Annotated in this window: 29 protein-coding genes and 1 tRNA gene; 12 read left to right on the forward strand and 18 right to left on the reverse strand. The window is 68.5% G+C overall.

What is annotated here, in order from left to right; all coding sequences use genetic code 11:
- The first annotated feature begins 3 nt into the window (after nt 1–3).
- Complete coding sequence (locus tag NMP03_RS08520) at nt 4–780, forward strand: class II aldolase/adducin family protein (RefSeq protein WP_256504931.1); 777 nt, start codon at nt 4–6, stop codon at nt 778–780.
- 47 nt (nt 781–827) lie between these two features.
- On the opposite strand, the gene NMP03_RS08525 is transcribed toward NMP03_RS08520, so the two are convergent.
- The 7 genes from NMP03_RS08525 to NMP03_RS08555 form a co-directional block, all read right to left on the reverse strand.
- Nucleotides 828–1,229, reverse strand: a complete 402-nt coding sequence (locus NMP03_RS08525; RefSeq protein WP_256504933.1) for a hypothetical protein — start codon at nt 1,227–1,229, stop codon at nt 828–830.
- Entirely contained in the window at nt 1,226–2,359 is a 1,134-nt protein-coding gene (locus NMP03_RS08530; RefSeq protein ID WP_256504936.1) for a hypothetical protein, read from the reverse strand. Before NMP03_RS08530 ends, NMP03_RS08525 begins: the two co-directional genes overlap by 4 nt.
- 132 nt (nt 2,360–2,491) lie before the next feature.
- A tRNA-Arg gene (locus tag NMP03_RS08535) sits at nt 2,492–2,568 on the reverse strand.
- Between the two features lie 76 nt (nt 2,569–2,644).
- Nucleotides 2,645–3,100: a DUF1178 family protein gene (locus NMP03_RS08540; RefSeq protein ID WP_256504938.1), complete on the reverse strand. Its 456-nt coding sequence runs from the start codon at nt 3,098–3,100 to the stop codon at nt 2,645–2,647.
- Nucleotides 3,097–3,921: a carbon-nitrogen hydrolase family protein gene (locus NMP03_RS08545; RefSeq protein ID WP_256504939.1), complete on the reverse strand. Its 825-nt coding sequence runs from the start codon at nt 3,919–3,921 to the stop codon at nt 3,097–3,099. Before NMP03_RS08545 ends, NMP03_RS08540 begins: the two co-directional genes overlap by 4 nt.
- 10 nt (nt 3,922–3,931) lie before the next feature.
- Nucleotides 3,932–4,189 carry a glutaredoxin 3 gene (gene grxC, locus NMP03_RS08550; protein ID WP_256504941.1) on the reverse strand — a complete coding sequence of 86 codons (258 nt, stop codon included), beginning with the start codon at nt 4,187–4,189 and terminating at the stop codon, nt 3,932–3,934.
- Nucleotides 4,190–4,221: 32 nt separating this feature from the next.
- The gene (locus tag NMP03_RS08555; protein ID WP_256504943.1) at nt 4,222–4,971 is read right to left on the reverse strand and encodes a ComF family protein; all 750 of its coding nucleotides are present in this window, start codon (nt 4,969–4,971) and stop codon (nt 4,222–4,224) included.
- A 43-nt stretch (nt 4,972–5,014) separates the two neighbouring features.
- Here NMP03_RS08555 and NMP03_RS08560 point away from each other — a divergent pair, with 43 nt between their 5' ends.
- Nucleotides 5,015–5,860 carry a methyltransferase domain-containing protein gene (locus tag NMP03_RS08560; RefSeq protein WP_256504944.1) on the forward strand — a complete coding sequence of 282 codons (846 nt, stop codon included), beginning with the start codon at nt 5,015–5,017 and terminating at the stop codon, nt 5,858–5,860.
- A 16-nt stretch (nt 5,861–5,876) separates the two neighbouring features.
- Here NMP03_RS08560 and NMP03_RS08565 read toward each other — a convergent pair whose 3' ends face one another.
- Nucleotides 5,877–6,260, reverse strand: a complete 384-nt coding sequence (locus NMP03_RS08565) for a (deoxy)nucleoside triphosphate pyrophosphohydrolase (RefSeq protein ID WP_319937576.1) — start codon at nt 6,258–6,260, stop codon at nt 5,877–5,879.
- Nucleotides 6,261–6,355: 95 nt separating this feature from the next.
- Here NMP03_RS08565 and NMP03_RS08570 point away from each other — a divergent pair, with 95 nt between their 5' ends.
- A complete protein-coding gene (locus tag NMP03_RS08570) occupies nt 6,356–6,553 on the forward strand; it encodes a Flp family type IVb pilin (RefSeq protein WP_256504946.1) in 198 nt (65 codons plus the stop codon).
- Between the two features lie 120 nt (nt 6,554–6,673).
- The gene (locus NMP03_RS08575; RefSeq protein ID WP_256504948.1) at nt 6,674–6,850 is read left to right on the forward strand and encodes a Flp family type IVb pilin; all 177 of its coding nucleotides are present in this window, start codon (nt 6,674–6,676) and stop codon (nt 6,848–6,850) included.
- Between the two features lie 57 nt (nt 6,851–6,907).
- On the opposite strand, the gene NMP03_RS08580 is transcribed toward NMP03_RS08575, so the two are convergent.
- The 4 genes from NMP03_RS08580 to NMP03_RS08595 are packed head-to-tail and all read right to left on the reverse strand — an operon-like array spanning nt 6,908 to nt 10,697.
- Entirely contained in the window at nt 6,908–7,855 is a 948-nt protein-coding gene (locus NMP03_RS08580) for an acetyl-CoA carboxylase carboxyltransferase subunit alpha (RefSeq protein WP_256504949.1), read from the reverse strand.
- A gap of 13 nt (nt 7,856–7,868) precedes the next feature.
- Complete coding sequence (locus NMP03_RS08585) at nt 7,869–8,729, reverse strand: tyrosine-type recombinase/integrase (RefSeq protein ID WP_256508070.1); 861 nt, start codon at nt 8,727–8,729, stop codon at nt 7,869–7,871.
- A 59-nt stretch (nt 8,730–8,788) separates the two neighbouring features.
- Nucleotides 8,789–10,579, reverse strand: a complete 1,791-nt coding sequence (locus tag NMP03_RS08590; protein WP_256504950.1) for a hypothetical protein — start codon at nt 10,577–10,579, stop codon at nt 8,789–8,791.
- Nucleotides 10,560–10,697 carry a hypothetical protein gene (locus NMP03_RS08595; protein WP_256504951.1) on the reverse strand — a complete coding sequence of 46 codons (138 nt, stop codon included), beginning with the start codon at nt 10,695–10,697 and terminating at the stop codon, nt 10,560–10,562. Before NMP03_RS08595 ends, NMP03_RS08590 begins: the two co-directional genes overlap by 20 nt.
- A 117-nt stretch (nt 10,698–10,814) precedes the next feature.
- Here NMP03_RS08595 and NMP03_RS08600 point away from each other — a divergent pair, with 117 nt between their 5' ends.
- From NMP03_RS08600 to NMP03_RS08615, 4 genes are read left to right on the forward strand one after another with little or no spacing between them, the layout of a single operon-like run.
- The gene (locus NMP03_RS08600) at nt 10,815–11,354 is read left to right on the forward strand and encodes a shikimate kinase (RefSeq protein ID WP_256504952.1); all 540 of its coding nucleotides are present in this window, start codon (nt 10,815–10,817) and stop codon (nt 11,352–11,354) included.
- The gene (gene aroB, locus NMP03_RS08605; RefSeq protein WP_256504953.1) at nt 11,351–12,457 is read left to right on the forward strand and encodes a 3-dehydroquinate synthase; all 1,107 of its coding nucleotides are present in this window, start codon (nt 11,351–11,353) and stop codon (nt 12,455–12,457) included. The genes NMP03_RS08600 and aroB overlap by 4 nt, the downstream gene beginning before the upstream one ends.
- On the forward strand, nt 12,457–12,639 hold the full coding sequence (locus NMP03_RS08610; RefSeq protein ID WP_256504954.1) for a DUF2256 domain-containing protein: 183 nt from the start codon (nt 12,457–12,459) through the stop codon (nt 12,637–12,639). Before aroB ends, NMP03_RS08610 begins: the two co-directional genes overlap by 1 nt.
- Nucleotides 12,632–14,128 carry a DUF4403 family protein gene (locus tag NMP03_RS08615; RefSeq protein WP_319937577.1) on the forward strand — a complete coding sequence of 499 codons (1,497 nt, stop codon included), beginning with the start codon at nt 12,632–12,634 and terminating at the stop codon, nt 14,126–14,128. Before NMP03_RS08610 ends, NMP03_RS08615 begins: the two co-directional genes overlap by 8 nt.
- A gap of 15 nt (nt 14,129–14,143) precedes the next feature.
- Here the strand turns inward: NMP03_RS08615 and NMP03_RS08620 are convergent, their stop codons facing one another.
- The 6 genes from NMP03_RS08620 to NMP03_RS08645 all read right to left on the reverse strand — a co-directional run bounded on the left by NMP03_RS08620 (nt 14,144) and on the right by NMP03_RS08645 (nt 19,087).
- Nucleotides 14,144–14,476, reverse strand: a complete 333-nt coding sequence (locus NMP03_RS08620; protein WP_256504955.1) for a DUF423 domain-containing protein — start codon at nt 14,474–14,476, stop codon at nt 14,144–14,146.
- Entirely contained in the window at nt 14,473–16,248 is a 1,776-nt protein-coding gene (locus tag NMP03_RS08625; protein ID WP_256504956.1) for a cation:proton antiporter domain-containing protein, read from the reverse strand. Before NMP03_RS08625 ends, NMP03_RS08620 begins: the two co-directional genes overlap by 4 nt.
- Nucleotides 16,248–16,688, reverse strand: coding sequence for an iron-sulfur cluster assembly scaffold protein (locus tag NMP03_RS08630; RefSeq protein WP_256504957.1), 441 nt, complete (start codon nt 16,686–16,688; stop codon nt 16,248–16,250). Before NMP03_RS08630 ends, NMP03_RS08625 begins: the two co-directional genes overlap by 1 nt.
- 43 nt (nt 16,689–16,731) lie before the next feature.
- On the reverse strand, nt 16,732–17,277 hold the full coding sequence (locus NMP03_RS08635) for a CvpA family protein (protein WP_256504958.1): 546 nt from the start codon (nt 17,275–17,277) through the stop codon (nt 16,732–16,734).
- Nucleotides 17,278–17,307: 30 nt separating this feature from the next.
- The gene (gene radA, locus NMP03_RS08640) at nt 17,308–18,681 is read right to left on the reverse strand and encodes a DNA repair protein RadA (RefSeq protein WP_256504959.1); all 1,374 of its coding nucleotides are present in this window, start codon (nt 18,679–18,681) and stop codon (nt 17,308–17,310) included.
- A 187-nt stretch (nt 18,682–18,868) separates the two neighbouring features.
- The gene (locus NMP03_RS08645) at nt 18,869–19,087 is read right to left on the reverse strand and encodes a hypervirulence associated TUDOR domain-containing protein (protein WP_256504960.1); all 219 of its coding nucleotides are present in this window, start codon (nt 19,085–19,087) and stop codon (nt 18,869–18,871) included.
- Nucleotides 19,088–19,181: 94 nt separating this feature from the next.
- Here NMP03_RS08645 and NMP03_RS08650 point away from each other — a divergent pair, with 94 nt between their 5' ends.
- From NMP03_RS08650 to NMP03_RS08665, 4 genes are all read left to right on the forward strand, one after another.
- Entirely contained in the window at nt 19,182–20,330 is a 1,149-nt protein-coding gene (locus tag NMP03_RS08650; protein WP_256504961.1) for a glycosyltransferase family 4 protein, read from the forward strand.
- 149 nt (nt 20,331–20,479) lie between these two features.
- On the forward strand, nt 20,480–21,796 hold the full coding sequence (locus tag NMP03_RS08655; RefSeq protein WP_256504962.1) for a replication-associated recombination protein A: 1,317 nt from the start codon (nt 20,480–20,482) through the stop codon (nt 21,794–21,796).
- A 133-nt stretch (nt 21,797–21,929) separates the two neighbouring features.
- Nucleotides 21,930–23,279, forward strand: a complete 1,350-nt coding sequence (locus NMP03_RS08660; RefSeq protein WP_256504963.1) for a serine hydrolase domain-containing protein — start codon at nt 21,930–21,932, stop codon at nt 23,277–23,279.
- Complete coding sequence (locus NMP03_RS08665; RefSeq protein ID WP_256508072.1) at nt 23,276–24,166, forward strand: hypothetical protein; 891 nt, start codon at nt 23,276–23,278, stop codon at nt 24,164–24,166. The genes NMP03_RS08660 and NMP03_RS08665 overlap by 4 nt, the downstream gene beginning before the upstream one ends.
- Nucleotides 24,167–24,176 lie beyond the last annotated feature (10 nt).

Here is a 24,176-nt window from a genome sequence, read left to right on the forward strand (position 1 = left end):
GCCATGGCGACCGCCGCGATCCAGACGCCGACAGCGCAGACGACGAAGATGAGCGAAGCCGAATGGGAGGCGCGCCAGCAGCTCGCCGCCTGCTACCGCGTGTTCGACATGCTCGGCTGGTCCGAGATGATCTACAACCACATCACGCTGAAGGTGCCCGGCGAAGAAGGCGCGTTCCTGATCAACCCCTTCGGCCTGCATTTCAGCGAAGTGAAGGCGTCGAACCTCGTCAAGATCGACCTCGACGGCAACAAGCTCGACGGATCGCCCTACCCCGTCAACCTGGCGGGCTTCACCCAGCATGCGGTGTTCCACCGCAACCTGCCCGACGCACATTGCATCATGCACACCCACACCACCGCGGGCATGGCGGTCAGTTCGGTCGAGGGCGGACTACGCCCCGCCAACTTCTACGCCTGCAATTTCGTCGGGCAGATCGCATACCATGATTTCGAAGGCGTCACGGTGCGCAGCGAAGAGGGCGCGCGGCTGGTCGCCAATCTGGGCGACAAGCGGGTGATGTTCCTCAAGAACCACGGCATCCTGGTGATGGGTCGCACGCTGCCCGAAGCCTTCATCAAACATTGGTCGCTCCAGCGCGCTTGCGAAATCCAGATCGCGACCGCCAGCATGGGCACCGCGCTCGAAGTATCGCCCGAAGTCGTCGCGACGCACCAGCGCGACCTGTTCAAGGTGCAGCCCCCCGGCGGTCCGGGCGCCGCCGACTTCGCCGCAATGGTGCGGCTGGTCGATCGACACGACAAAAGCTGGCGCGAATAGCCGTTAGCGGGTTGCAGCCGGCTGCCAGGAGCAGAGGAGGGCCAGCGTCAGTCGCCGCTGACCCGCCCTTCTTCGTCCTTGATCCCCGCCTTGGTCCGGCGATTTCTCACCGACTGGATGATGTCCTCGATCTCGAAGATCAGCTTGATGCCCTCGCTCGTCTTGCCATTGTCCTCGGCAGGATCGTCGAGAAACAGCGCCTTGGCACGCGCCGCAAGGTCGAGCGCCGCCGCGTGCCCCTCGTCGCCAAGCTTGCCGCGAACGATATCCAGCGCTCTGCGCAGTATTTCAAACTCGGTGTCGATGTTTCGCTCGGGAAACATCGGATCGACAAACGTCGGTGCGCCGCCCGCCAGCGAGGCCAGCATATCGTAGATCTCGCTCAACGACGCCGGAATATAACAATAGGGGTCGGGGTTAGTATAGGAGCTTCTGAAAATCTCGCTCATCTTTTCGCCTCCGGTCGGGTAATAATGTAGCTATTGTCCGGCCCAAGCTGCCTTGGGCGTACGATGATGACCTGCGTCGGCTGGAAGTCGGTAGCGAAGAAGCCGCGGACTTGACCTGTTTGGATTGTTTTGCGCGTCAGCGTCACGTCATAGGCCACCGCCCCTACTCGGGCGTCCGGTCGCCTGAAGGTTGCGTCAGATCCCGAGCTGTCGTTTTCACGCCTGTTCACTCTAATCGGCCCTGCCCCACCCGAATCGATACCGGCTTGCGCATATCGCCTACGAAGGTCCTTTCGGACTTCACGATCGATATAGTTGCCGAGCGCCTCCTGCGATGACAATCGGATCGGTAGCAACCTGGCATTCAATAGTTTAACACCGCGAGCATAGGCCAGATCAGCGCGTTGTTGCATGAAGCGCAGCGTCTCCACCTGCATCGGGCGAAGCTCTCCCTTCGTGCGAACGAAAGCCGCCGCGCGATCGAAACGCAGCCCATCGACTTGATTGACCTGCCCTTGCAGCGTTTGGGGGACACCCAGCGACTGGAAGCGGTAGTTCGGGTCGATCGCCCCGATCTGCTCGATCAACACGCGGGTGCGGGCCTGGGTCAGTGCGGCGGTTGTGGCCCGGGCAGGACCGGTAAGGTCGAAGATATGATCCGCGACCGAGAGCATTGCCCCGCCGGGCGCATTGCGCAACCCTGGGAACGTTTGCTCTAACAACATCGGATCCTCGAACGCTCGACTATTGCTGCCGCGTCCCGCGCGAGGAGGCCGCGACGATATTTGCTGGAGGTCAGGATCGGTGTCGCCCGGTCGATACACCGCGTCGGAAACGACGATTGGTTGTAGGCTAGTCGTCTGCGGCTTGCGCGGTGGGTCAATTGGCAATTCGGGCGACCGCGCCGCACCTGCATTGTCCGCTGCAAACGCTCGCGATCGACGATGCGAGATGATGACGCGGCTCAACGAGCGCGGCCCCCCAGGAGCAAAGGTGAACTGCCCGTTACGCGGGTCGTGATAGGGATTGAACTTCAGTTCGATCCCATCAGTCGGAAAGGCTGGTAGCCGACCGGTTCGGAGCCATACCGAAATTGTTCGCCGCTGGTCTGGACCATTGATATCGATCATGTCGCCTCGCTCCCGCTGGGCGAGAACATTTGAGCAACATTCTCCAACTAGTCAAGGCCACATCACGCGTTAGAGGAGCCGTGCAACGAAGGCTTTTCGGCAACGATCAGCTACCGCAGGCTGAAACATTTCTGGTGCACCCGACTGGATTCGAACCAGTGGCCTGTCGCTTAGGAGGCGACCGCTCTATCCTGCTGAGCTACGGGTGCGTCGCACGGCGTTTAGTCGCACCGTCGGCGACCGACAATCCCGAACCCCTCCACGCCCCGCGACCAGCCGCGCGATTCAATTCTGCGCGCTGGGGGGTACCACGGGGAACGGCAGCGGGGCGATCGCGACGCCTTCGTCGACCAAAGCGCGCGCCTCGGCGAGCGTTGCCTGGCCGTGGATCGGCGCGACCTTCTCTTCGCCCAGATGCATCGCGCGCGCGCGATCGGGAAAGGACCGGCCGACCCAGGCCGATTGCTCGAGCATTTTTGCCTGCGCCGCAGCGACCGTAGCGATTGCCGCCTTGATCGCTTCCGGGGTCGGCGCATCGCCGGCGGGTTTGGGCGGCGGCGCCACGGCGCGATTACCCTTGGCGCCGATATTGGGCGCCATCAGCGCCTTCTGGATGTCGGTATCGCCGCAGATCGGGCAGGCGATCAACCCCCGCTCGCGCTGGTCGGCATAGGCGGCCGAGCTGCCGAACCATGCCTCGAACACATGGGCCGCCGGGCAGCGAAGGTCAAAGACGATCATGGCGCCAGCGTCACCTTCGGGATCGGCCGGCGATGGCGCAGCGCTGCGACCTCGGCGCGGACGACGGCGACCCGTGCCGGATCGATCTCGGCAAACCCCAGCCCCGGCGCGTCGCCCATGTCGAGCAGCACTTCGCCCCAGGGGTCGATCACCAGCGAATGGCCATAGGTCGCGCGGCCATCGGCATGCTCGCCGCATTGCGCTGCCGCGACGACGAACGCCCCCGCCTCGATCGCGCGCGCGCGCAGCAACACGTGCCAATGCGCCGCGCCGGTCGGCCGCGTGAAAGCTGCGGGCACCGAGAACAAGGTCGCGCCGGCGTCGCTGAGCGCGCGATAGAGATCGGGGAAGCGCAGGTCGTAGCAGATCGTGGGGCCCAGCCGCCCCGCAGGGGTGTCGACCAGCACCGCCGCCTCGCCCGCGGCGTAGGCCGCCGATTCGCGCCAGCGCTCGCCGCTCGGCAGATCAACGTCGAACAAATGCAGCTTGTCGTAGCGCGCGCGGATGACCCCCTCGGGATCGATCACGAAGCCGCGATTGGCGTAGCGTCCGTCGTCGCGCAGGATCGCGAGCGATCCCAGATGCACCCATATCGCGTTCGCGCGCGCTGCCTCGCGCACCGCCACCAGCACGCCATCCTCGCGCTCGGCGACGATGCTCGCCTTCGCGCGCTCGCGGTCGCGATCGAGCAGCCCCGACATTTCGGGGGTGAAGAGCATCGCCGCACCCGCACCGGCGGCGTCGCGCACCGCCGCCACCAGCGTCGCTGCATTAGCCGCAGGATCGGTCCCCGCGGTCATCTGGAGCAGCGCGACCTTCACGCCCGCGCGCTCACTTGGCGAGCAGCGAATCCAGGCCGCCCTCGCGGTCGAGCGCCGCCAGATCGTCCGACCCGCCGATATGCTGCCCTTCGATGAACACCTGCGGCACCGTGGTACGCCCCTGCGCCCGCTCGATCATCTCGGCGCGGCGTGGGCCGCCCATGGTGATGTCGTGTTCGGTGTAGCTCGCGTCCTTGCCGTCGAGCAACCGCTTGGCGCGCGTGCAATAGGGGCAGAACGCCTTGGTATAGATTTCGATCGTTGCCATGGCGCTTCAGGTGTGGGGCGCGACTGCGGTTGTCAATCGTCGGCGTCGTGGAGGACCCGCGCCCAGCACAGGATGGTGACGCTCGCCGCACCCGCGCGCAGGAGCTGCGCGGTGCAGGCATCGGTGGTGGCGCCGCTGGTATAGACGTCGTCGATCAGCACCACGTGCCGTCGGGCGATCGTCTCGCGGCGTTCGGGGGGCACTGCAAACGCCCCCGCCACCGCCTTGGCGCGGGCACGGCGGTTCAGGCCCTTGAGCACCGGGGTCGGCCTTCGCCGCACCAGCGCATCGAGCACCACCGCGACGCCGCGATCACGTCCCAGCGCAACCGCGATCAGCCCCGCCTGGTTGAACCCCCGCGACCATAGCCGCCGCCGATGCAGCGGCACCGGCACCAACAGTTCGGCGTCGTCGGGCAACAGCCGCAGCATCAGCCGCGCGACGGTGTCGGCGCAGCCGATCCGCCCGCCATATTTGAGCTTGAGCACCGTACGCCGCGCGACCTCGCCATAAGCGACCGCGGCGCGCACCCCGCTGTGGCGCGGCGGATCGGCGAGGCACACGCCGCACATCGCCCCCTCGCCGCGATCATGCTCGAACGGCAGCGCGCAGCCCGCGCACCAGGGCGGACCCAGGAAGCGCAGCGTATCCCAGCAATCGACGCAGAAGCGGTGATCGTCGGCGGTCACCGCGCCGCAGGCAGGACATCGCGGCGGCAGCGCGAGCGACGCGGCACCACGCAACACCTGCAAGGCGATGGTCGAGGCGGGGCGAAGCAGCATCGCACCCTTGTCGACTGCGCCCCACGGGGGCACAAGCGCGGCGATGGCGACCACCGAACTTTTCGATCGCGCGTTGCGCCGCCGCCGCCGCGACCGCGCGCAGCCGGGCTATGCCGCGCATGATTTCCTGCGCGCGGCGATGCTCGACGGGATCGCCGAGCGCCTCGACAGTGTGACGCGGCCAATGGTCGACATCCTCGACCTCGGCTGTTTCGACGGCGCGTTCGTGCCGCCGCCGGGGTCGCGGGTGATCCGCGCCGATGCAGGGTTCGGCTTCGCGGCGGCAGCGCGCGGGGTGCAATGCGACGAGGACCGCCTGCCCTTCGCCGATGCGAGCTTCGATTGCGTGGTGAGTGCTGGCGTGCTCGATCAGGTGAACGACGTGCCGGGCGCGCTGGCGCTGGCACGAAGAGTGCTCAAACCCGACGGGTTGTTCCTCGGCGCTTTCCTGGGCGCAGGATCGCTCGCCACGCTCAAGCCGGCGTTGCTCGCCGCCGAGCCCGATCGCGCGATCGCGCGGGTGCATCCGCAGATCGACGTGCGGTCGGCGGGCGACCTGATGATGCGCGCGGGCTTCGCGCTGCCGGTCGCCGATATCGAGACGCTGACGGTGCGCTATTCGGGGCTGGGGCGGCTGCTCGACGATCTGCGCGGCATGGCGGCGACCAACCTGCTGCGGGGTACCCCGCCGCTGACCCGCGCGGCGCTGGCGGCGGCGGCGCAGGGCTTCGCCGCGCGCGCCGATCCCGACGGGCGGACCCCCGAGCGCTTCCAGATCGTGTTCCTGACCGGCTGGGCACCCGATCCGTCGCAGCCCAAGCCCGCGAAGCGCGGCAGTGCGACGGCGTCGCTCGCAGCGGCGTTGAAGGAGGGTGGCTCCGCTTCCTGACGCGCGAGGGGAGACCTCAGACCAGGGCTTCGAGCAACCCGATCAGCGGCTTGTCCGCCGGCGGCATTTCCATGCGGTGCAACTCGAGCGGACGCACCCAGCGCAGCCCACTGGCGTGCCGCGCTTCGAGCACGCCCCCCCATTTGCGGCAGGCGTAAAGCAGCAGCAGCAGATGCCGATCGCCCAGCGGTTCGCTCGCGAACACTGCCGGCGCCAGACACGCCTGTTCGACGTCGATCCCCAGTTCTTCGTGCAATTCGCGAATCAGTGCTGCCTCGGGGGTCTCGCCGGCTTCGATCTTGCCGCCGGGAAATTCCCACAGCCCCGCCATCGACCCGCCCGGTGGCCGCTGCTGCACCAGTACGCGGCCTTCGAGATCGATCAAGGCGGCGGCGACCACGAGCAAAGGCGACGTCGGAGGAGAAGAAATCGGTGCGAGCAATATTTTTACCTCTGCTGGCGTAAACGGGACGCCACGGATCGAGAGCGGAGCATATGCGGCGAATTCTTCATGTGGCCAAGCGCCTCTTCGACGACCGGCGCGGCGCTACCGCGGTGGAATACGGGCTGATTCTCGCGCTGGTGTTCCTGGCGATCGTCGGTGCGATCGCGGGCGTGGCCGATGCAACGATCACCATGTGGGACGGGGTGAGCACCGATGTCGAAGATGCGACGAGCGGCCAGGCCGAATAGTCGGAACCGCGGAGCTCGTCTTAAACCATTTCTCAACCGTAGCGGCGCTATCCCCGCCAGGCTGGCCGGGGCTCCCCGAACAGCCGGGTATTTTGAAGCTCTTACAAGATGGAGACCGGCATGAAGACGATTCGCAAGATTTTCACGAACAACAAGGGCGCCACCGCCATCGAATACGGCCTGATCGCCGCCCTGATCGCCGTCGCGGCGATCGCAGCGATGCAGGGTCTGGGCACCAGCCTGAACAAGACCTTCAACGAAGTGTCGACCAAGATGACGCCGCCGGCTGCTCCCTAAACCTAACTTGGGCATATGAGAAAAGGGCGGTGGAACTTCGGATCCGCCGCTCTTTTTTTATCCCCGACCCATCTTCAAAAACTTCTCGCGCCTCGCCTTGCGCAGCGCATCGGGCGTCTTGCCCTCGAGTTGACCCAGCTCCTTCTCGATCGCGTCGCCCAGCGACACGATCGCCGCGCCGGGATCGCGGTGCGCGCCGCCCAGCGGCTCGGGGATCACCCGGTCGATCACCCCCAGCGCCATCAGATCCTGCGCGGTGACCTTCATCGCCTCCGCCGCATCGGCCGCGCGGTCGGCGGTACGCCACAGGATCGAGGCACAGCCCTCGGGCGAGATCACCGAATAGACCGCGTGCTCGAACATCAGCACGCTATTGCCCGTCGCAAGCGCCACCGCGCCGCCCGATCCGCCCTCGCCGACGATCGCCGACACTACCGGCACGCCCAGGTTCAGCAGCTGCTCGGTCGAGCGCGCGATCGCCTCGGCCTGGCCGCGCTCCTCGGCCTGCACCCCGGGGAACGCGCCCGAGGTATCGACCAGCGTCACCACCGGCAGCCCGAATCGGTCGGCCAGCTGCATCAGCCGGATCGCCTTGCGATAGCCCTCGGGCTTGCCCATGCCGAAATTGTGGCGCAGCCGGCTGGCGGTGTCGTCACCCTTTTCATGGCCGAGCACCATCACCCGCTGCCCGCGAAACTTGCCGAAGCCGCCGATGATCGCCTGATCGTCGGCAAAGGCGCGGTCGCCCCCCAGCGGCATGAAATCGTCGATCAGCGCGGCGACATAATGCTTGAAATGGGGCCGCTCGGGGTGGCGCGCGACCTGCGTCTTCTGCCACGGGGTCAGGCGCGCATAGGTCTCGCGCAGCATCCGGTCGGACTTGACCTGGATGCGCTTGACCTCGGCATCGATGTCGAGCTCGCCGCCCGCCGCGGTTTCGCGCAATTCGTCGATCCTGCCCTGCAGTTCGGCGATCGGTTTTTCGAAGTCTAGGAAGCTTGCCATGTGGCCGCTGCGGTTACGTGCGCCGCGCCGCCGCGTCAACGAGCGGATGGCGTTCGTTGACTAGCGCGACCAGGCGGCTGGCGTCGACATGGGTGTAGATTTCGGTGGTCGCGATGTCGGCATGCCCCAGCATCGCCTGCAGCGCGCGCAGGTCGGCGCCGCCCGACAGCAGATGCGTCGCGAAGGCGTGGCGCAGCACGTGCGGGCTGACCCGATCGGGCGGGATGCCCGCCTCGGCGGCCAGCGCCTTGAGCAATTGGTACAAACGGATCCGCGTCAGATGCCCGGTACGCGAGGGGAACAAAAACGCGCGGTCGGCGGGCACCTGCGCACGCCAGACCGCGACCGCGGCGCGCGCGCGATCCGAGATCGGCACCATCCGTTCGCGCCCGCCCTTGCCCTTGAGGATGCACCAGGGCCGATCGGGCGAGATCGCACCGCGCGTGAGCGACACGAGCTCGGTCGCGCGCAGTCCCGACCCATAGAGCAGCTCGACCAGCGCCGACAGCCGCAGGTCGTTGGGGTCGGCGGGTACCCGCGCGATCCGGTCGGCGATCGCGGCGAACAGCCGGTCGACATCGGCGATCGACAGCGTTTTGGGCAAGGATCGCGCGGCGCCGGGCCGCGGCAACGCATCCGACGGATCATCGGTGCGGAAGCCCTCGTCGGCCAGGAAGCCGAAGAACCGCCGCAGCGCCGCCGCCTTGCGCGCGACGCTGCTGCGCGCGAGCGGCATCCATTGCTCGGCCACCGATTGCAGCGCCGCCGCGTCGGCCAGCGCGAGCCCGCCGCGCAGATGCTCCGACGCCAGCCGCAAATCGGTTTCATACGCCGCCAGCGTATTGCGCGCCGCGCCGGCTTCGGCCGACATCATCTCGAGGAACCGCTCGATCAGCGCACGATCCTCGCTCGGCGCGCGATCGGCGGCCTCGGTCAAGCGCGCGCGATCGCCTCGGCGGCGATCATCCGCGCTTCGCCCTCGAGCCCGACGGCGGTCAGCGCGGCGGTGATGTGGAACAGCGCGGCGGGCGACACCGCCGACCACTGCGTCGTCTGCATCCCCAACCCCGCCAGCACCAGCACCGTCGCCGGCTGGCGGTTGCGCGCCGCCTGCGCGATCGCGCGCGTCCAGGCATTCTGGTCGCCGATCCGCACTTCGAACGACTGCGCCAGACCTTCGACGACGTCGTCGGCGACGCGCCCGGTGCCCGCCATGCCGGCGAAGAACAGCTGCGCCTTTCGGGGGCTGGCACTGCCGCGATAGGCCAATATGTTGCTTGCCGTCAGCGGCTGGCGGGCATCGGGATCCGAAAGCAGGATCATCGCCCACGCGTCCGATCCCGCCGGCGCCACCTCGCCCCAGCGCGCCGCGGGCCGGTCGAGCCCCGCGCTCAGCATCGAGGCGACCAGCGAATCGGCGGCGTCGACCTGCTCGGCCGCAGGAACGATCAGCGTCGCCGCGCGTGCGGTGAGGATGTGCCGCGCATGGCGGACCCGCGCATCGCCGGGCTCGCTCCACAGCCGGCGCATCACCTCGATCCGCTCGCTGGCGGTGCCCGCGGTGTAGGCCGAGCGCAGGTCGCGCGCGATCGCGGTGTCGGCGCTCGATGCCTCGTCCGACGCTTCGGCAGCGCCCCACAGATCGACCAACGCGGCGTTCGACAAAACCCCCCAGCTCGCCCCCAGCTCGGCGGCGCGCAGCCGCGTCTGCGGTGCCAGCGCGGGCGACAATGCCTGCCACGACCGGACATGTGGCCCCACCGTCTGGATCAGCTCGTCGGGTATCGCGACCCCGGTCGCCATCGCCAGCCCGTAATGCCAGGCGGTGAGCTGCTGGACGTCGTCCCACTCGATCGTCACCGCGCGGCGGCCTTGCGCGCCTGCCCCCACCACCTTTTCGGCGAGCAGCAAATTGGTGCCGTTGGCGACGCGCGCGCGGCGTGCGGCGTCGATGATCTGGCCCGCGCGGCGCGGTTCGCCCGCAAGCCCCGCGCACATTGCCTCGACCAGCTCCCAGCCCGCTTCGTTGGTGGTCGGCCGAGCAAAGGGTTCGAGCGGACACAAGCCCCCCGGATCGCCCGCCGCGAGCGCCGCCTGCATCGCGACCTGGTATAATTTGGGGGTGTAGTTCTGGGTATCGACGCCCTGGACGACGCTGCGCGCGGCCATCGCCTCGCCCATCCGGATCAGCAGCCACGCGCGCTCGGCGGCGAAATCGGCACCATTCACCCGCGCCGGCGTGTCGAGCTGCGACAATAGCATCCGCCGCAGCGCGATCGACAGCCAGCGCGACGCGATCGGCGCCTCGATCCGCCGCATCAGGCCTTCGAGATACACGCCATCGGCATCGCCGAACGCATCGGGCGCAAGCCCGCCATTCTCCATCCCGATCCGCCCCACCCGCGCGGTCGAGCGCCGTGCATATACCGGCAGCTCATATTCGAGCAGCTCGGCGGCGGTCAGCGGCGTCGGGGTCGGCGTGGGGGTCGGCGATGGCGTCGGCGTCGGGCTTGGCATCGGCCCCGGCAGCGGCTGGACCATCGGCGACGGCACCGTGCCCGTCGGACGCGGTCCGGGCGCGGGCGCCGGGGCAGGCGCTACCGGATCGCCGAACCCCGGCGGCAGCAGCGATTCGGGCGCGTCACGATCCTGCGCGGAGAGCACTCCCCCCGCGAGCAGCACCGCCAGCGCGCCAGCGGCGACGCTAGTTCGAGAGATTTTCAAGCGGCACCACCTTTTCGACCGTGACCGGCGCCTTAGTGGCGTCGCGACCCGACAGGTAGAACAGCCCGCCGACCAGCAGGACGATGACGACGACGAGAATCACAAGCGAACGGGACATGCGGGGGTTCGAAACCTTCGTTGGGCGACTGCATTGGCAGATAGCAAGCGCGTCTTGGCAAATAGGACGCGCCGCCTTTTGCCCGACACGCCCCCTGGCTGTATAGCCCCGGCGACCATGCTGCAAACCCATCCCCCCGCATCCGCGACGAATGACCGCGCCATCGTCCTTGTCGGGCTGATGGGGGCGGGCAAATCGACCGTCGGCCGCCGGCTCGCCGCGCGGCTGCATTTGCCCTTCGTCGATGCCGATACCGAGATCGAGGTTGCCGCGGGCATGTCGGTGAGCGATATTTTCGAGCGTTTCGGCGAGGATCATTTCCGCGACGGCGAACGCCGCGTGATCGCGCGGCTGATCGACGGCACGCGCAAGGTGATCGCCACCGGCGGCGGCGCCTTCGTCAATCCCGAGACGCGCGCGCTGATCCTCGACCAGGCGCTGGCGATCTGGCTCGACGCCGAGCCGCAGGTGCTCGCCGAACGCGTTCGCCGCCGCGACACCCGCCCGTTGCTGCGCGGGCGCGATCCGTACGTGGTGCTCGCCGAGCTGGCGGCGGTGCGGAACCCGTTTTACGCGCTCGCGCCGCTGCGCGTGACCAGCTACGACGCGCCGCACGAAACCACGGTGAATGCGATATTGGAGGCCATCGGGCGATGACGACGATCAAGGTGGCGCTGGCCGAACGCGGCTATGATGTGCGGATCGCGGCGGGGCTGCTCGCGCGTGCTGGCGAAGCGCTCGCGCCGCTGGCGCGCGGCCGCGCGATGGCGATCGTCACCGACGAGAATCTCGCCCCGCATCTGGCCACCTTGCGCGCCAGCCTCGACGCCGCCGGGATTGCCAGCCACCCGATCATCCTGCCGCCGGGCGAGGGCACCAAGAGCTGGGCGATGCTCGCCGAGCTGACCGACCGGTTGCTCGCGCTCGGCATCGAGCGATCGGATCATGTCATCGCGCTTGGCGGCGGGGTGATCGGCGATCTGGTGGGCTTTGCCTGTGCGATCCTGAAGCGCGGCTGCCAGTTCGTGCAGATCCCCACCTCGCTGCTCGCGCAGGTCGATTCGTCGGTCGGCGGCAAGACCGCGATCAACACGTCGGCGGGCAAGAACCTGGTCGGCGCGTTCCACCAGCCCGCCCTGGTGCTGATCGACCCCACCGTGCTCGACACGCTGCCGCCGCGCCAGGTGCGCGCCGGCTATGCCGAGATCGTCAAATACGGCCTGATCGACGACGCCGATTTCTTCGCCTGGTGCGAGGCCAACGGGGCGGCGCTGATCGCCGGCGACCCCGCCGCGCGGCTCCACGCGATCGCCCATGCGGTCGCCGCCAAGGCGCGGATCGTCGCCGAGGACGAGCGCGAGACCACCGGCAAGCGCGCGCTGCTCAACCTCGGCCACACCTTCGGCCATGCGCTCGAGGCCGAAACCGGCTTTTCCGACCGGCTGCTCCACGGCGAAGGCGTCGCGGCGGGCATGGCGCTAGCCTTCGGCTTTTCCGCCGCGCACGGCATCGCGCCGCAAGCCGATGCCGACCGGGTGGCCGCGCATCTGCGCACGGTAGGCCTGCCCGATGGCCTTGGCAGCGCGCAGGTCGATGCCGACGGCGCGCGGCTGGTCGACCATATGGCGCACGACAAGAAGATGGCGGGCGGCACCCTCCCCTTCCTGCTCGCGCGCGGGATCGGCCGGACCTATCTCGACCGGAATGTGGACCTGACCGACGTCGCCGCGTTCCTGAACGCCCAGCGCGTCCCCGCCTGATGCCCCGCGGCGTCGCCAAGCGCGACCTGCCGACCAAGACGTGCCCGGTCTGCCAACGCCCCTTCGCCTGGCGCAAGAAGTGGGAGCGCGACTGGGAGCAGGTGGTATATTGTTCGGACAAGTGCCGGGGGGTGGGGAAGAAGCAGGTATCGACGGCGAAGCCAGACCGCGGCGATGCGTAAGATGGCCGCCAAGCCCCTCGTGATCGCGCGCAGGGGCTCGACCGGTCTGGCCATCGGCTTCGCGCTGCTCCTGCTGGCCGGATGCGACCGCAATCGCGGGCAGCCACCGCGCGCCAATGACGCCATCGTCATCGAACCACAGCCCTCGATCCTCGCCGTCCCGGTCGAGGCCGAACTCGGCAATCTCGCGCGGCTGATCGAAGGCGAGGTGCCGGCCCAGCTTTGGCGGATCGACAAGCCCGGCCAGACCTGCATCGCCAGCAAGCGCGTCGACCTGGGCATCGCCACCGTCAAGACCCCCGCGATCAAATGCCGCATCGTCGGATCGGTCACGCGCGGAAGGGTCTCGCTCGCCGGCAAGGGCGAGGATATCGAGATCACGATACCCTTGCGTGCAGTAGTGAGCGCCGAGGATATCGGCGGGGTGCTCAAGCGCGAGCCCGCTACCGCCGACGCCGTCGTCACCGCGCGCGTGCAGATAACCTTCGCGCACGATTGGACGCCGCGCACCACCATGCGCATCGCCTATGACTGGACCGACACGCCGCATATCGAGTTTCTGGGCCAGCGCATCGATTTCACCGCGCAGGCAGAGCGCCAGCTCGCGCCGATCCTGGCGCGGCTCGAACGCAACCTGCCCGCCGAGTTGGGCAAGCTGGGGTTGCGCGACGCGATTGCCGGCGCCTGGACCGCCGCCTTCACCACCATCTCGCTCAACCGCGAAAATCCGGCGGCGTGGATGCGGATCGCGCCGCGCGAATTACGCTATGGCGGCTATACGATCGCCAACGGCCGATTGCGGTTGAACCTGGGCCTGCGCGCGATCACCGAGACGCATATCGGCAACCGCCCGCCGCCCCCCGAACCAACGCCGCTGCCGCCGATGCAGCCGGTTGCCACGCCGGTCGGTCGGCTTGCCTTCTTCATTCCGGTAATTGCCGACTATCGCGTGCTCGAACCCGTGCTCATGAAAGCGCTGCGTCGGCGATCCGCCCGGCCGTTCGACATTCCAGGGCTGGACCCGGTGCGCGCGCGGTTCGAAAAGGTGGAGATATACGGGACGACCAATGGACGAATCGCGGTCGGCTTGACCTTCACCGCGCTCGAAGCGGGCGACACCAAGCCCACCCACGGCACCGTCTGGATGACCGGAAAGCCCGTCACCCGTCCCGATTCGCGCGCGATCGGCTTCGAAGACTTCGCGGTCAGCGGCACCACCGACATGACGGGCGGCGATCTGATACTCGACCTGATCAACGCGCCGGGGGTCGCGCCGATGATCGCGGGCCTGCTGGCGCAGAATTCCGAGCGCGATTACGCCAAATTGATCGGCAAGGTCGATCGCGCGATCGCCAACCAGCGACAGGACCGGGTGATCGTCCGCGCCGATCTCGAACGGACGCGTACCGGTCAACTGCGGGCGGCCGGCCAGGGCCTGTACCTGCCGGTCTGGGCCGAGGGCACCGCCTCGATCACCGTGACGCCCTAGGCTTGGGCGGGCGCCCTACCCCCGCACCCCGCTCCACCCCAGCCACAACCACCCGACGATCAGCAACGTCCCCCCGATCGGCGTCACCGCACCCAGCCAGCGCGGGGCACCCAGCGCCATCGCGTAGAGCGTGCCCGCGAACACCAGCCCGCCGGCCAGGAACAGCCACGCCGGCACCCGCGCGCCGAGCTGTAGCACCGCCACCGCCGCCACCGAATGGACCAGCTGGTACATGCCGCCGGTGCGCAGCCATTCGGCGGCCTGCGCCTGCGCGCCGTGCGCGCCGAACGCGCCTGCCGCCACCGCCATCGCGCCCGAAAGCCCCGCCAGCACCACGATGATGTTCATTCCGCTTCCTCCGCCTGGCGCTGCTGGCGCGCCTGCGAGAACATCTCGTCGCGGCCGGCATAGATGCTGCCGCTGTCGGCCTGCAGCTTCAGCCGCGCTTCGTCGAGCCGCCGATATTCGTCCTCGGTCCGCTCGACCTCGCCCTCGTCGACCCCGACGCACGCCATCGCCAGCCGCGCCATCGCGATCGCCGATTCATAGACTTCGCGGACCGTCGCCTCGACCGGCGCGCCCGCCAGCCGCATCACCGCGCGGCGATCGACCACGCGCAGGAATTGCGAGGGCTGCGGGAAGGCCTGCTTGATCGCGGTCAGCGCCTCGGTATCGAGCTGGTCGCCGTCGAGGCAGAACATCAGCAGCTCGGCATCGGCGGCGCCGGCCAGCCGCAACAGGTCGATCCGGGTGCCGTCGCCATAATAGACCTTCATGCCGAAATCGCCCGCGATCTCGATCGTCTCGGGGTCGGTGTCGATGATCGTTACCGACAGCCCCTGGCCGATCAGCATCTGCGCCACCGTCTGGCCGAAGCGGCCATAGCCGACCACCACCGCGCTGGCGCCGTCGTGGCGCGGCGGATCGAGCGCCGATCCGTCGCCCGTGGCGGGCTCGGCACGGAAGCGCTTGGTGAACATCATCAGGAACGGCGTGGTCGCCATCGATAGCGTGATGATCGCGCCGAACACGCTCGCCGCCTCGGGTTCGATCAGGAACGCCGCCTGCGCCTGCGCGAACAGCACGAAGCCGAATTCGCCGCCCTGGCTCAGCAACATGCCGAGCGCCAGCGCGGGTCGCCACGCCATCCGGAACAACAGCCCCAACCCGAAGATCACCGCACCCTTGGTTACGATCAGCGCCAGCGCCATGCCGAACACGAACAGCGGCCGCTCGGCGATCGCGCCGAGGTCGAGGAGCATGCCGACCGCGAGGAAGAACAACCCCAGCAGGATCGAGCGGAACGGTTCGACATCGGCCTCGAGCTCGTGGCGATACGGGCTGTCGGCGAGCATCACCCCCGCGACGAACGCGCCGAGCGCCATCGACAGCCCCAGCGCCTGCATGATCGCCGCCGATGCGATGACGGTGAACAGCCCGGCGAACACGAACATCTCGCGCTCGCCCAGATTGCCGATCAGCGTGAACAATGGCCGCAGGATGAAGCGGCCGGCCAGGATCAGGCCGATGACCGCGAGCACAGTGTTGACCGCGAGCAGCCAGCCCGGCGGGCCGGCGGCATCGGCGGGGTTGCGCGACATCGCCGCGACGATGGTGATCAGCGGAACGATCGACAGGTCCTGGAGCAGCAGGATCGAAAAGGCGCGCTCGCCGAATGGTGTCTTCAACCGCCCCGCCGATTGCAGCATCGGCAACACCTGCGCGGTCGACGACAAGGCGAGCGGCAGCCCGAGCGCGAAGGCGGCGGCGAGCGAGAACCCCGCCCCGCCCCAGATCACCGCGCTCACCGCCAGCCCGCACAGCACGACCTGCAGCAGCCCGAGCCCGAAAATATCGTGCCGAAGCCGCCACAGCCGCTGCGGACTGAGCTCGAGCCCGACGAGGAACAGCAGCAATGTGATCCCGAGCTCGGCGAACCCCAGCTTGCTCTCGGCATCGCCGACCAGCCCGAGCACTTGCGGCCCGACCACGGCGCCCGCGACCAGATAGCCGAGCGTCGCACCCAGCCCCAGCTTGCGGAACAGCAGCACGAAGATCAGCGCCGCGCCGAGCAGCGGCGCGAATTCGCGAACGAAGCTCAGTTCGCCATGCGCTTCCATCAGCCGGCGAATTCGCGCCGGTGGGTCGCCGCTTGCGCCGCGGCTTCTGCCGCCGCCTCGAACGCCAGCCGGATCGAGGCGTGGCGCGCGCTGTGCGGCAGCGCGGGGGTGAACAATTCGAGCCGCGGCCAGTCGGGCGGCGTGTCGCCGCCGGCCAGCCATGCCGCGAGCGCATCGCTCGCAGCAGCGATCTCCTTGGGCGTCCGACCGACGACGTGCTCGGCGAGCAGCGCGCTCGATGCCTGGCCGAGCGCGCAGGCGCGCACGAGCATGCCGAGCTCGCCGACGCGGCCCTCCTCGTCGAGGTTGACGTCGATCGTCACCCGGCTGCCGCAGATCGGCGAGCGTTTCTCGACGCTCGCCATCGGCGAATCGAGCCGCTGCTGGAACGGCACGGTCGCGGCGAGCCGCAGGATGTCGGTGTTGTAGAGCGTAGTCACCGTATCGATGTAGGCGACGGCAAGGCTTTGCGCGAGAGGGCGTCTACTTCTTGCGCGGGGCATCGTCGAGGAAGGGGAACACCGGCTGGCCGCGGCGGCGACGGTCGACGAACTCGGCGATGCTCGCGCTGGTGGCGTTGAGCAGCGGATAGGTGCGCGCGCTTTTGATCCAGTCGGGCCGTCGCGCCGGGCCGCCATTGACGGTATCGAGCACCAGCACGACCAGGATGAACGCCAGGCTGACCAGGATCACCGCCTTGAGCATCCCGAACCCGAACCCAAGCGCGCGATCGACCGGCCCGAGCACCGACGTGCGCGTCCGCTTGCCCACCGCGTTGGCGATCAGCTTGCCTCCCAGATAGGTCACCCCGAACAGGATCGACAGCGCCAGCACCGCCGCCCCCGAGCTGGTGCCGACCCAGTCGACCATCATCGCCGACAAGGGAGTGTGGAACAGCCGCACGACGAACGCGACCAGCAGCCAGGTGAGCAGCGACAGCACCTCGGTGACGAAGCCGCGCATCGCGCCGAGCACCGCTGCGCTACCGACGGCGAGCAGGACGACGATATCGAGGGCGGTCAGGTCCATGGCGTGCGTTCCAGATTGCTTGCCGCGCCGCTAGCCGCGCGCCAGCATATGGTCAACGAAGGCGCCCAAGTTCTTGAACCCGGCCAGCTTCATCGTGCCGGGCTCGGTGGCCTGCGCGCTGGGCAGCAGCGCGCTGGCGAAGCCCAATTTGGCGGCTTCCTTCAGCCGCAGATTGGCGTGGGCGACGGGGCGGATCTCGCCCGACAGCGCGATTTCGCCGAACCCGACCGAATCGACGGGCACTGCGCGTTCGGACAGCGCCGACACCAACGCCGCGGCCACCGCGAGATCAGCCGCCGGGTCCTGCACGCGATAGCCGCCGGCGATGTTGAGATACACTTCGCAGGTCGAAAAGCTGAGCCCACAGCGCGCTTCGAGCACCGCTAGGATCATCGCCAGCCGTCCCGAATCCCAGCCGACCACCGCGCGACGCGGGGTCGCTCCGCTGGCCAGCCGGACGATCAACGCCTGGACTTCGACCAGCACCGGGCGGGTGCCCTCTAGCGCGGGAAACACCACGGTGCCGGTGACGCTTTCGTCGCGCGAGGTGAGGAACAGCGACGATGGGTTGGCGATCTCGCTCAGCCCCTGCGTCTCCATCGAGAACACCCCGATCTCGTCGGTGCCGCCGAAGCGGTTCTTGATCGCACGCAGGATGCGATATTGGTGGCTGCGCTCGCCCTCGAACGCCAGCACGGTATCGACCATATGCTCCATCACCCGCGGCCCGGCGAGGCTGCCGTCCTTGGTAACGTGGCCGACCAGCACGACGGCGGTGCCGCGCTCCTTGGCGAAGCGGATCAGCTCGCCCGCCGATGCGCGCACCTGGCTGACGGTGCCCGCCGCGCCCTCGATCAGGTCCGAATGCATCGTCTGGATCGAATCGATCACCAGCAGATCGGGCGCCGCGGCGCCGCCAAAGCTCGTGAGGATGTCGCGCACCGAGGTCGCCGCCGCGAGCTGCACCGGCGCATTGCCGAGCCCCAACCGCCGCGCGCGCAGCCGCACCTGGTCGGCAGCCTCCTCGCCCGAGACATAGGCAACCGACTTGCCCGCCAGCGCCAGCTTGGCCGCCGCCTGGAGCAGCAAGGTCGACTTGCCGATCCCCGGATCGCCGCCGATCAGCGTCGCCGAGGATTCGACGAATCCGCCCCCCAGCGCGCGATCGAGCTCGGCGATGCCCGTCGCCATGCGCTCGGGGAGCGCGATTTCGCTGTCGAGCCCCGACAGCAGGATCGGCCGCCCGCCGCCCTGCAGATTATGCCGCGCAGAAAACGCGGTGACGACCGCACCGGCATCCTCGACCAGCGTATTCCACTCGCCGCAATCGGCGCATTGGCCCGCCCATTTCGACGTCGCCGATCCGCACGCCTGGCAGACATATTTCTTCTGGGGCTTGGCCATGGAGCAGAGGTAGCGCGGGAGGAACGAAAAGGGAATACCGCCCCAGGACATCCGTCACCCCAACAGCCGTCACCCCAGCGAAAGCTACCGTCACCCCAGCGAAAGCTGGGGTCTTCCCGTGTCGGTCGGCGCGCTCTCCAACCGCGAGACCCCAGCGTTCGCTGGGGTGACGGTAGGAGGCGAAGGGTCACCCCCCGCTCAATTCGCTCCCGCGTTTGAGTACCTGGTCGCCATCCTCCTGCGCGATCAGATACGCCGGATTGTCGGTCGTGCCGTTCTTGACCACCTTCGATCCCTTGAGCGTCCGCTGCACCCGGCGATCGAAGCGTTCCTCGACCTTGCCGTGCGCCGCACCGCTGCCCCAATTCCACTTCACCTTCTGGCCCTTGCGAAATGCATTCGACATCGACGGCTCCCGATCTGGATGACGAAGCAAAACCCGCGATCGGCGATGATCGTTCCGGTGGCAAACCGCGCTCGGTACGGCTAGATGCCCGGCGATGCATGCTTCCAATCTCCGCGTGGCGCTGTTCAGCGGCAACTATAATTATGTCCGCGACGGCGCGAACCAGGCGCTCAACCTGCTGGCGGGGCATTTGCTGCGCGCCGGGGTGACGCTGCGCGTCTATTCGCCGACGGTAGCAGAGCCAGCGTTCGAGCCGACCGGCGACCTGATCGGCGTCCCCGCGCTCGCCTTTCCCGGACGCAGCGAATATCGGCTGGGGTTGGGATTGCCCAAGGCGATCCGGCGCGATCTGGAAGCCTTCGCCCCCGACATCGTCCATGTCTCGGTGCCCGATATCACCGGGCATCGCGTGGTCCGCTGGGCGCACGAGAACGATATCCCCTCGCTTGGATCGGTGCACACGCGGTTCGAGACCTATCCGCGCTATTACAAGGCTGCGTTTCTCGAGCCGCTCGCGGTGAATCTGTCGAAGCGCTTCTACAATCGAGTCGATCATGTCGTGGTGCCCGGCGAGGGCATGCGCGACCTGCTGCGCGAATGGGGGGTGACGACGCCGATCGACATCTGGTCGCGCGGGGTGAACCATGCGCGCTTCAATCCGGCGATGCGCAGCCTCGAATGGCGCCGCGGGCTCGGCATCGCCGACGATGAGGTCGCGGTGAGCTTCCTCGGCCGGCTGGTGCTCGAAAAGGGGCTCGACATCTTCGCCGACGTGGTGCGCGAGCTCGAGCGGCGCGGGGTGCGCCACCGCGTGCTGGTGATCGGCGAAGGTCCCGCGCGCGAATGGTTCGCCAAGCATGTGCCAAGCGCGGTGTTCGCGGGCTTCCAGTCGGGCGACGATTTGGGCCGCGCGGTCGCGTCGATGGACGTGTTCTTCAACCCTTCGGTCACCGAAACCTTCGGCAATGTGACGCTCGAGGCGATGGCGGCGGGGGTGCCGGTGGTCGCGGCGCGCGCGACCGGCGCGGTCGGCTTGGTCGATCCGGGGGTCACCGGCGCATTGGTCGAACCGCGCGATGTCGGCGCCTATGCCGACGCGATCGAGCGATATTGCCGTGACGATGCCGCGCGGCGGACCGCGGGGGCTGCGGGCCATGCCAAGGCGCAGGGCTATCAATGGGACCGGATCAACCAGGTCGTGCTCGACGCGTATCTCGAAACGATCGCACGGCGGGCGCGCTAGTCCCCCTCCCGCTTGCGGGAGGGGCTAGGGGTGGGGCCATCCTCGAACGAAACGCTTGGTAAGACATCGAGCCCACCCCCGACCTCTCCCGCAAGCGCGAGGGGGGAAGAAGCCTCGCGCAAGCCGGCGATCGCGCCTATCTGGCGGTCATGGCCGATCTTTTCGGGGACTCCGCTCCCCCGCCCCCTGCCCGACCCGCCCCCGACGCACCGCTCGCCGACCGGCTGCGCCCCGCCAATCTGGGCGAAGTCGTCGGCCAGGACCACCTGACCGGCCCCGAAGGCGCGATCGGGCGGATGGTCGCGGCGGGCAAGCTGTCGTCGATCATCCTGTGGGGCCCACCGGGCACCGGCAAGACCACGATCGCGCGGTTGCTCGCCGACGCGGTCGGGCTTCGCTATGCGCAGATCTCGGCGGTGTTTTCGGGCGTTGCCGATCTGAAAAAGGTCTTCGCCGAAGCGCACGAACATGCCCGAATCGGAAAGCGCACCTTGTTGTTCGTCGACGAGATCCATCGCTTCAATCGCGCGCAGCAGGACGGCTTCCTGCCCTATGTCGAGGACGGCACCGTCACGCTGGTGGGCGCGACGACCGAGAACCCGTCGTTCGAACTCAACGCCGCCTTGCTCAGCCGCGCGCAGGTGCTGATCCTCCACCGCCTCGACGCCGCCGCGCTCGACACGTTACTGGCGCGTGCCGAAGCGATCGAAGACCGCAGCCTGCCGCTCGATCCCGACGCCCGCGCGGCCTTGGTCGCCAGCGCCGATGGCGATGGCCGCTTCCTGCTCAACCAGGCCGAGACCCTGTTCTCGATCCAGCTTGAGACCCCGCTCGACCCCGCCGGGCTGTCGGCACTGCTCCAGCGCCGCGTCGCGGTGTACGACAAGGATCGCGAGGGGCATTACAACCTCATTTCGGCGCTGCACAAATCGCTGCGCGGATCGGACCCGCAGGCATCGCTCTATTATCTCGCGCGGATGATCACCGCGGGCGAGGAGCCACTCTACGTGCTGCGCCGGCTGGTCCGCTTCGCCAGCGAAGACATCGGCCTCGCCGATCCGCAGGCGCTGGTGCAATGCCTCGCCGCCAAGGACGCCTATGACTTCCTGGGCAGTCCCGAGGGCGAACTCGCGATCGCGCAGGCGTGCCTCTATTGCGCGACCGCGCCAAAATCGAACGCCGCGTACAAGGCGCAAAAGGCCGCGTGGCGCAGCGCCAGGGAAACCGGGTCGCTGATGCCGCCGCAGAACATCCTCAACGCGCCAACGAAGCTGATGAAGGACATCGGCTATGGCAAGGGCTATGCCTATGACCATGATGCCGAAGGGGGCTTTTCGGGAGCCAATTACTGGCCCGCCGAACTGCCCCCACAACGCTTCTACGCGCCCACCGATCGCGGGTTCGAAAAGCGCGTGGCCGAGCGGATGGCGTGGTGGGAGGAAGCAAGGAATGCGCGTGAAGGTTAGGACTATTGCCCCATCCCCGTTCGTGCTGAGCTTGTCGAAGCACGCCCCGCAGCCGCAACCCGCGCACCAGCGGAAGGTTCGGGCCGCCCTTCGACAAGCTCAGGGCGAACGGTGGTTGGGAGCGCTAGTACTAATGCTGGTCGCCACCCCCGCCGCCGCCCAGCAAACCACCCCCGCCGCCCCCGCACCCTATGACCGCGCGATCGCCGCCGGTTACAAGGCCGCGATGCTGTGCAGCGGCATCTTCAACGCCGGCCGCAGCGAAGCGCAGATCGAGGCCGACGAACTAGCGGGCATCTACCCGCAATATCAGCCGCTGCTGCCCGAGCTTCCCGCCGCCATCGATCGCACCACCGGCGTCGTCAGCGTCACGTTCGACCCGCAACTCCCACCGCGCCGCGCGGTGTTCGCAAAGGGCCGCGGCTGTGTCGGCCAGCCGATCGGCGCGGTGCCGTCGCCGGTCGCCACCAGCTACGCCACCCCGCCCGGTCCCGCCCCGGCCAACCCCGCGCGCTGGCCGCAAGGCGACGCGGGCATCGCCCCGCGCCCCTCGCGCGCCTTGGCGGCGGCGGTCGATCGCGCCTTCACCGGCGGCTTCGGCGAAGGCGCCAAGACCGCCGGCGTGGTGATCGTCCGCGACGGCGCGATCGTCGCCGAACGCTATGCCGATGGCTTCGGCCCGTTCGTGTCGAACCGCACCTGGTCGGTCGCAAAGAGCATCGCCGGCACGCTGGCAGGAATCGCGGTCAAGAACGGCGCAGCCAAGGTCGATCAGCCCGCGCGGATCGCCGCATGGCGCGACGAGCCGAGCCCCAACGCACGCCGCCAGATCACCCTCGACAACCTGCTCCGCATGGCGAGCGGGCTGCACAGCGCGACCGCGGGCAACCGTACCGACGCGATCTATTTCGGCGGCACCGCGGTGACCGAGGAGACCACCGGCTGGCCGGTAGAAGCCAAACCCGGCACCCGCTTCCGCTACGCCAATAACGACATCCTGTTGGCGGTCCTGTCGCTGCGCGAGGGCATGGGCGACGCGCGCTATGCGACCTTGCCCGACACCGCGCTGTTCGCGCCGCTGGGCATGGCGCACACCGTCGCCGAACAGGATTGGCGCGGCAATTTCATCCTGTCGAGCCAGGTCTGGTCGACCGCGCGCGACCTGGCGCGGCTCGGTGAGTTCTGGCGCGCCGACGGAGTCTGGCAGGGCAAGCGCCTGCTGCCCGAGGGCTGGATGCGCTACATGACCGCCCCGACCGGCCCGCAGCCCGCCACCGGCCCCGGCTATGGCGCGACGATGTGGCTGTTCGGCCCCGAACAGGGCCTTCCCGCCGGCAGCTACGCCGCGCAGGGCAATCGCGGCCAATATGTCATGGTGATCCCCTCGAAGCGGCTGGTGGTCGTCCGACGGGGCGAGGACCCCGGCAGCGCGCGCTTCGACATCGCCGGCTTCGCCAAGGCGGTGGCCGAGGTGATCGACTGACCCCGCAGCGCTTCACCCGCTTCGCCGCGATCGACTGGTCGGGCGCCAAGGGCAATCGCCACCGCGGCATCGCGGTGGGCTTGTGCGAAGCCGGCAGCGCCGCGCCGGTGCTGGTGCGCCCGCCCGGCGGCATCTGGTCGCGCGCCGGCGTGCTAGACTGGGTGCGCGACCAGGCCGCAAGCGACACGCTGATCGGCTTCGATTTCAGCTTCGCCCCGCCCTGGATCGAACGCGGCGCCTATCTCCCCGGCCTCCCCGCCCCCGACAGCGCCCGCGCGTTCTGGCGCTGGATCGACGCCACGTGCGACGATGCCGATCTCGGCGCGGCAAGCTTCCTCGAACGCCATCGCGGCAGCCATTTCTATCTGGGCGCCGCCGACGGTGCCAAGGCGGACTTCCTGCATTTCCGCCGCTGCGAGGCGCGCTACAACGCCAATGGCGGCGGCAAGCCCTCGACGGTGTACGACGCGATCGGCGCCGCGCAGGTGGCCAAGGCGAGCTTCGCGGGCATGCGGCTGCTGCGCCATCTGGGCGAGCAAATGCCGGTATGGCCGTTCGACCCCGCGCCGCGCTCCGGCGGCTGCGTCGTCGAAATCTACACCACGATCGCCGCGCGCGCCGCGGGACTGCGCAAGGGGCTGAGCAAGCTCCGCGACCGCGACGCGCTCGACACCGCGCTCGCGGTATTCGGATCGCACCCGCACGACCCCGCGACCTTCACGCAGGGGCGCGCCTCACCGATCCCAATCTACGACGACCACGCCACCGACGCGCTGCTGACCGCCGCCTGGCTCCGCGCCAACGCCCACCGCGCCGAACTTTGGTCACCCGCACCGCTGACCCCGCATATCGCGCAAACCGAAGGCTGGACCTTCGGCGTCACCTGATACATTAGCT

The organism is Sphingomonas qomolangmaensis (assembly GCF_024496245.1).
Taxonomy (GTDB): Bacteria; Pseudomonadota; Alphaproteobacteria; order Sphingomonadales; family Sphingomonadaceae; genus Sphingomonas; species Sphingomonas qomolangmaensis.

Excerpts from the sequence above, each read along its gene's own strand:
- NMP03_RS08645 (WP_256504960.1), bottom strand. The coding sequence starts at position 19,087 with ATGTCGAATGCATTTCGCAAGGGCCAGAAGGTGAAGTGGAATTGGGGC.
- NMP03_RS08600 (WP_256504952.1), top strand. The coding sequence starts at position 10,815 with ATGCTGCAAACCCATCCCCCCGCATCCGCGACGAATGACCGCGCCATC.
- NMP03_RS08585 (WP_256508070.1), bottom strand. The coding sequence starts at position 8,729 with ATGATGTCGGCCGAAGCCGGCGCGGCGCGCAATACGCTGGCGGCGTAT.
- NMP03_RS08555 (WP_256504943.1), bottom strand. The coding sequence starts at position 4,971 with ATGCTGCTTCGCCCCGCCTCGACCATCGCCTTGCAGGTGTTGCGTGGT.
- NMP03_RS08595 (WP_256504951.1), bottom strand. The coding sequence starts at position 10,697 with ATGTCCCGTTCGCTTGTGATTCTCGTCGTCGTCATCGTCCTGCTGGTC.
- NMP03_RS08620 (WP_256504955.1), bottom strand. The coding sequence starts at position 14,476 with ATGAACATCATCGTGGTGCTGGCGGGGCTTTCGGGCGCGATGGCGGTG.
- NMP03_RS08660 (WP_256504963.1), top strand. The coding sequence starts at position 21,930 with ATGCTGGTCGCCACCCCCGCCGCCGCCCAGCAAACCACCCCCGCCGCC.
- NMP03_RS08520 (WP_256504931.1), top strand. The coding sequence starts at position 4 with ATGGCGACCGCCGCGATCCAGACGCCGACAGCGCAGACGACGAAGATG.
- NMP03_RS08560 (WP_256504944.1), top strand. The coding sequence starts at position 5,015 with ATGGCGACCACCGAACTTTTCGATCGCGCGTTGCGCCGCCGCCGCCGC.
- NMP03_RS08650 (WP_256504961.1), top strand. The coding sequence starts at position 19,182 with ATGCATGCTTCCAATCTCCGCGTGGCGCTGTTCAGCGGCAACTATAAT.
- aroB (WP_256504953.1), top strand. The coding sequence starts at position 11,351 with ATGACGACGATCAAGGTGGCGCTGGCCGAACGCGGCTATGATGTGCGG.
- NMP03_RS08540 (WP_256504938.1), bottom strand. The coding sequence starts at position 3,100 with ATGATCGTCTTTGACCTTCGCTGCCCGGCGGCCCATGTGTTCGAGGCA.
- NMP03_RS08525 (WP_256504933.1), bottom strand. The coding sequence starts at position 1,229 with ATGAGCGAGATTTTCAGAAGCTCCTATACTAACCCCGACCCCTATTGT.
- radA (WP_256504959.1), bottom strand. The coding sequence starts at position 18,681 with ATGGCCAAGCCCCAGAAGAAATATGTCTGCCAGGCGTGCGGATCGGCG.
- NMP03_RS08625 (WP_256504956.1), bottom strand. The coding sequence starts at position 16,248 with ATGGAAGCGCATGGCGAACTGAGCTTCGTTCGCGAATTCGCGCCGCTG.
- NMP03_RS08655 (WP_256504962.1), top strand. The coding sequence starts at position 20,480 with ATGGCCGATCTTTTCGGGGACTCCGCTCCCCCGCCCCCTGCCCGACCC.
- grxC (WP_256504941.1), bottom strand. The coding sequence starts at position 4,189 with ATGGCAACGATCGAAATCTATACCAAGGCGTTCTGCCCCTATTGCACG.
- NMP03_RS08615 (WP_319937577.1), top strand. The coding sequence starts at position 12,632 with ATGCGTAAGATGGCCGCCAAGCCCCTCGTGATCGCGCGCAGGGGCTCG.
- NMP03_RS08570 (WP_256504946.1), top strand. The coding sequence starts at position 6,356 with ATGCGGCGAATTCTTCATGTGGCCAAGCGCCTCTTCGACGACCGGCGC.
- NMP03_RS08610 (WP_256504954.1), top strand. The coding sequence starts at position 12,457 with ATGCCCCGCGGCGTCGCCAAGCGCGACCTGCCGACCAAGACGTGCCCG.
- NMP03_RS08580 (WP_256504949.1), bottom strand. The coding sequence starts at position 7,855 with ATGGCAAGCTTCCTAGACTTCGAAAAACCGATCGCCGAACTGCAGGGC.
- NMP03_RS08530 (WP_256504936.1), bottom strand. The coding sequence starts at position 2,359 with ATGATCGATATCAATGGTCCAGACCAGCGGCGAACAATTTCGGTATGG.
- NMP03_RS08575 (WP_256504948.1), top strand. The coding sequence starts at position 6,674 with ATGAAGACGATTCGCAAGATTTTCACGAACAACAAGGGCGCCACCGCC.
- NMP03_RS08635 (WP_256504958.1), bottom strand. The coding sequence starts at position 17,277 with ATGGACCTGACCGCCCTCGATATCGTCGTCCTGCTCGCCGTCGGTAGC.